Genomic DNA, 5,273 nt, shown 5'->3' on the forward strand with positions numbered 1-5,273 from the left:
GAGATCACCCTCGACCGGCGGAGCCGCTGACGTTACGTCAGAGAATGTTCAAATACATACTCCCCCAACGCCTTTCAGCTGGTAGCGAGACGTGTTGAAGTAGGACGAGTAGCGACGGGAGTGCAGCGTGCCGTCCACGACACCAACCGGCCCGTGCGGCGAGCGCTACCAACAGGCACTGTAACCGCCACCCCACCATCCTCACCTCGAGCAGACGTATGCAGGGAGGAGTGGCACAACCACGCAGGGCCACTACAGCGAGTGGTCGGCAAAATGCGCGACACGCTGTCCACACCTCGGACGATCGTTGACAATGGCTCAATGGATGCTTCCGCCATCGTTGCCGCGATTGCCGCCGCCATCACTTTGGCTGCCCTGTACTTCACGCGACGACAAGTCAAGACCGCAGAAGAACAGACCGCAATCCAGCGGGGAATGTACAAAGATGCCGCTCAACCGTACGTCTGGGCAGATATCCGACCTCACGCCCAGCATGCTTCATTCATGATGCTCATCCTGAAGAATGAAGGACCGACCGTCGCTACCGACGTCTCACTGAAGATTAATCCAGGATTGCCGTCTGAATGGGCCCGGAACGAAGACCACGAGAAGTTCGCGAGCATGCGCTGCTTTGATTCGCTACCACCTGGACGTATGATGCAGTGGAATCTCGGATTGCCACAAGACCTCTTACCATCCCCCGATACTCCGGGTAACGGTGATGGGCGTTTCAAAATATCGATCTCTTTTCGTGGACCGAACGGGACGAAAACCACTTTAAGTTATTCGATAAACCTAAGCGAGTACCGATGGGTCGCAAAGACGACACCCGGCACCCCAATGACTATCGCAAAGTCAGTGGACGACGCCACCAAGACCCTATCCAAGGCAATCAATAACGTTGCGATACAGCTTTCCGAATAGCTTTTTCACGAACGGCAGCAGCGCAATTTCGGAAGCAGGGCTGTCAGTAGTATAGCTCCTAGTCTGGCAGCCCTCCCTCTGAGCGTCGCTCTTGAATTAAAGCATCAAGAACAGCTTGATCTCGAAGCATGGACCGCGGAATAGGTGCAGGCAGGCCGAGTTGATCAAGTAGCTCTCTCAATGAGACGGGGACAGGGCCAGGCTGTAACGTCGTCCACGAACCCAATAGATCAGCGATGTCTCTGGGAGTCGTGGAGAATGCTTCACCGAGGCCCTCGAACAACGCTAGGTCACTCAGCCTCAGTGGCACAGGGGCTCGCGCGGAGCCCCGCAACTCCTCGAACGGCGCAGACCTTGTAATCCAATCCAACCGGACGGAGGTTATGTTTGCGAGACCGTTATTCGGCACAACAACGTACGGTATGAATACCGGATTCGCCTCAACTCCAAAGGATAAGTGCTCCCTAATCAATCTCGCAGTTGACAAAATCTGGTTGAACTTGCTTTCGACAAACGAAGTATCCATATCTTTGTCGTAGGCAGAGACGTCAGCAAGACCTTGAGCAAGCCTGGCACTCAGGTGGTGATTCGTTGCGTCAATGAGAATGCAGGCACGTCCCGCAACCAACAGGAAATCGCAGACCGAAGGGGCTTCCCCTTTAGTACTAGACCACTCCTCCCGCATTTCGCTTTCATATACTACCCTCGAAATTTTGGAACTATAGGATGCAATCCGCCCCAGAATGTCACCAGCGACACGCTCGAACGCATAATTCATTGCAAGGCTGAATGCCTCGGCCGCTGAACCTGGCTTCGCAGGACCAAACGAGAAAAATGTTTGCCAATACAACTGCGAACCAAAGAACCTATCAACAATCCATTGATATCGGAGCGCAAAAACTGTGTCGTCGTCGTCCCGAAGAAATGGACGTTCCGTGAAAACGTATCGCTGATTCGTAACCGGACCCTGCTCGCGATCACGACGAAGCCTGCGCGCATAATCATTCGCCGAATATGCCATGTTCTTAAGTACGAACTCTACGGCGCATTCGGTAGCACCAGCACGCACTAGGTCCGAGCGTCGAACAACGAACCGCCCAGAGGAAACGATCTCGCTAATGATCTGGCCTGCAACCATAACATCGAGCAGCGGGATGCCATTTGCGAGTTCGAAAGCCTCAGCCGGGTTGGCACCTACTCGCGCGTCACTCACGCGTGCCGGCCAAGGCCGAAACCACAGATCGTACGTTAGAGCCTTGATCAACTCGATCTTGACGGGTTCATTGCTAAGGAAATTCGCCATATCATCCAATGCATGCTGACGAATCGCCGCGATGGTCTCGTCAGAGGTATACGCTTCGATCTCTGCGATGTACGCACCGACGTCGGCGGGGTCTGGGTTCGCCATTGAATCGAGTGCGTTCTGTACGCTTACGTGTTCCGTCGTAATGGACATAACTAGCTCAATCACGTCACTTGTTTCGATATCACGTACCCCGGATGATCCCTCTGTGACTGGACACGACTCAAAGACTTCTCGTATGAGTTGCGTTACTGATCGAGGGGGTACGAGACGATGGGTGACCCCGATCATCGGAGACAGCCGGTTAGCCCACTCCGCCCCAACTTCTGTCAGGAGTTCACGTTCGACACTCACCTCTGACCAGTCAGTCGTAGTAGCAACGTCAAGTCGAGACTGCATTGCTGCCAACGCATGAAGAGCCGATCTCTGGGAAATCTGTCCAAGTCGCTGAACCCGCTCGGCGTGGCTCAATGCGGTCAGCCCCGCGTGGTCAGAAATGATCGCGAATAGCGGTGCAGGCTGTCCGGTGGGTAGACGCTTGGGCGCCATGGAAGGTGACGTTCCGGGGCGCGCCCCGTTCGACCGCCTCTCGCGACGCCGTTGTTTGGTTGTCTTACCCGTACGAGGCTTGCCTCGCTTCTTCTTCGACATCTTAACCTCCGCGATCACGTCGGGAATTTGTGATATTCGCACCACTGCCTATACAGAATAATGGCAGCGTAAGTCATGCGCCGTTGTCAACGATTGAATACGTCTCTTGCGTATGCCGCCGCAGCAGAGACCGAATTTCGCTCGATCGTCGCAGGGTACTACCCAAGCATGTGTGGAAGGAATCCCATTCGAATTATCCCCCCAGTGTCGGACTTACATGATCAATCGTCGCCCAAGTTGCTCACATATTCTGCGTACGTTGCAGCAGCTGCCACAGCATGTCGCTCGATCGTCGCGGGGGAGTAGCCTAGGGCATCCGCGAGGATCGCGGGTGGTGCGAGCTTTGTGAGTTCGTGAAGTGTTCCAAGGCGGGCCGCCCTGGTACTGCAGATCGTCGTGAGGCACGTTCGTAAGTACCCCGGGTTGATATGTTGACCAGGCATGTACCCGCGGAACACCCATGTTGTGGCCGGATGCGCAGCGGTGTTCGCGAGCTCGCGCTCGCCAGCGAGGTAGCGGAATGGCTCATCAAGGGGCTCGGGCAGGGCGATGGCGATGTCGCCGAGCGTTACTGTCACAAGCTCGTCGGAGACAATCACGTCGTCCCACGTGAGTTTGACGACGCGATCGATCTGCTGGCCGAAGACGAGTACCAGGATCGCCGCAGCTCGGTCTCGAGGATTCAGCGCCAGTTTGTTCGACGTGATGCTGTCGACGGCATCGTGCTGGTCCTCAGTACTCATCTTGCGACTGCCACGACGGTGCGGCGTCATCGTTAGGTTCGCAGGGACCAGCGTGGTCTTGATAGCCCACGAAAGGAAGCGTATGGCGAACTCTCTCGTGCTCGGACCTTCGGCTTGCCAAGCGTCTAGGTCGGGCTGAGACAGGCCCGTAATCGAGATGTCCCGAGCGGTGAGCCAGTTGAGGAAGTCGATTGTTACAGTGACGGTTTGCTTGGATCTCAAGAAGGTTCCTTGCGACACCGACTCCATCGAATGCATCTGACGTAGATGGTGCCAACGAATATAGCGGTTTACGACGTCACGATGTTCCTCGGATATTACACGGCTGAGGGCTTCGTTGGACCATTCGATATAGCGGTGGAGCAGTCCGTCCCTAGGCGAAAGGATCTCGTGGGCCACCAACAGTTCTCGAACGTACTCGCGTGTTCGTGACTTCGGTAACGCATCGACCACCTCATGAGTCACCGCTGGCGACTGTGCAAGGTCAGTGAGAAATGCAGTGACGTGCGGTTGGTTGATCCACGTGAGTCCGCTATTGGCTCGTTTCATGGACTTCAACGCGGCCGCGAAGGGTTTGAGCTCAGCGTTGATGGCCCCCGTCTCTGGGTTCGTCAGGATCCGGTCAATCGTCGATCCGAAGACGCATCGCCAGCACCGCCCCTTGGCATAGAGCTCTTCTTCTGCGCCGCATTCCACGCAGTCGACGTTCAGTTTGATGCCGCTGCAGGCACGGCAGGCGGGTCGACCGTTGATGATTCCGGGCAGGACGCCGTTGTGGCCACATGCGCACACACCGCGGGTCCGTTTGGCCGCTTGGTAGCAGTAACCACAGATCTCTAGCTCCTGCCAGGTAACGACGCATTCGCGGTGCTCTCCGCAACGCTCGCAGGGGAGCCAGCGCTCTGGGTCTTCTGGCTTACGTGGGCGTGCCATCGTTACCGTCATCTCGGACGATCTTGATCCTGCGTGCCACGGAGCGCTTCTCACCTACGCCTAAGTCCGCCGGATTCGCCGGCGCGTCTGCGGTGGCCGCGGCTCGCATCTCGACGTAGGGCTCAAACAGATCGTTGGGTGTGCATTCGAGGATGTCGCATAGGGCAGCGAAGGTACGAGCCGGGATCCGTTCGGGAGTACCAGTCACCAATCGGTGCACTTGGGCGTTGGAGAGGTTGATCCCACGTGACTTCAGCAACGGGATGAGTTCCGTTGTCTTCCAAAGGTTGTGGTCGGCCATTCGTTGGCGCAGATTCCAGTGATAGCCGATTCGGCGTTGCTCGCTCACGGGTACTTCTTACTCCCACTTTCGTCACGAGTGACGATTCTCTGTTGGATCATCCTCTGGATGGTCTTCTGTTTGAAGTCTGCAGATACCGATGTGTAGAGGGCGGTGGTCGAGGAGTATGCATGGCCGACTTGCTGTTGTACGAACATTGGGTCGTATCCCGGCTCGAGGAGATGTGTGACGTACGAGTGGCGCAGGCAATGCATCTTGAGCTCCTTCGGCAGGCCGGCCATGTCGCGGACTGCGGTGAAGGTTCGATTGAAGTTTCGGATACCCGTGGCGCCGGCGCGTTCGGGGGTGTCAGATGGTCTGTGTAAGTCCGGTGCTCATCAGTGAGAGGACAATCTATGAGCATGGCGTTAGACGACAA

The 5,273-nt window shown here is 56.3% G+C and carries 4 protein-coding genes and 1 pseudogene; 1 reads left to right on the forward strand and 4 read right to left on the reverse strand.

What is annotated here, in order from left to right:
• Positions 1-321 precede the first annotated feature (321 nt).
• Positions 322-924 (forward strand): hypothetical protein, encoded by a 603-nt coding sequence (locus tag B1818_RS24100; protein ID WP_139180018.1) that lies wholly within the window; start codon positions 322-324, stop codon positions 922-924.
• A gap of 58 nt (positions 925-982) precedes the next feature.
• Here the strand turns inward: B1818_RS24100 and B1818_RS24105 are convergent, their stop codons facing one another.
• The 4 genes and pseudogenes from B1818_RS24105 to B1818_RS23700 form a co-directional block, all read right to left on the reverse strand.
• Positions 983-2,332 (reverse strand): hypothetical protein, encoded by a 1,350-nt coding sequence (locus tag B1818_RS24105; protein WP_139180017.1) that lies wholly within the window; start codon positions 2,330-2,332, stop codon positions 983-985.
• A gap of 767 nt (positions 2,333-3,099) precedes the next feature.
• Positions 3,100-4,566 carry a Fis family transcriptional regulator gene (locus B1818_RS23690; RefSeq protein WP_254859887.1) on the reverse strand — a complete coding sequence of 489 codons (1,467 nt, stop codon included), beginning with the start codon at positions 4,564-4,566 and terminating at the stop codon, positions 3,100-3,102.
• A complete protein-coding gene (locus B1818_RS23695) occupies positions 4,538-4,903 on the reverse strand; it encodes a helix-turn-helix transcriptional regulator (RefSeq protein ID WP_024497890.1) in 366 nt (121 codons plus the stop codon). The genes B1818_RS23690 and B1818_RS23695 overlap by 29 nt, the downstream gene beginning before the upstream one ends.
• Positions 4,900-5,160: pseudogene (locus B1818_RS23700) on the reverse strand (tyrosine-type recombinase/integrase); the annotation flags it as partial. The gene B1818_RS23695 and the pseudogene B1818_RS23700, both read right to left, overlap by 4 nt.
• Between the last annotated feature and the right edge of the window lie 113 nt (positions 5,161-5,273).

It is taken from the genome of Gordonia sp. IITR100, from assembly GCF_002009645.1.
In the GTDB taxonomy this organism is placed as follows: Bacteria; Actinomycetota; Actinomycetes; order Mycobacteriales; family Mycobacteriaceae; genus Gordonia; species Gordonia hongkongensis.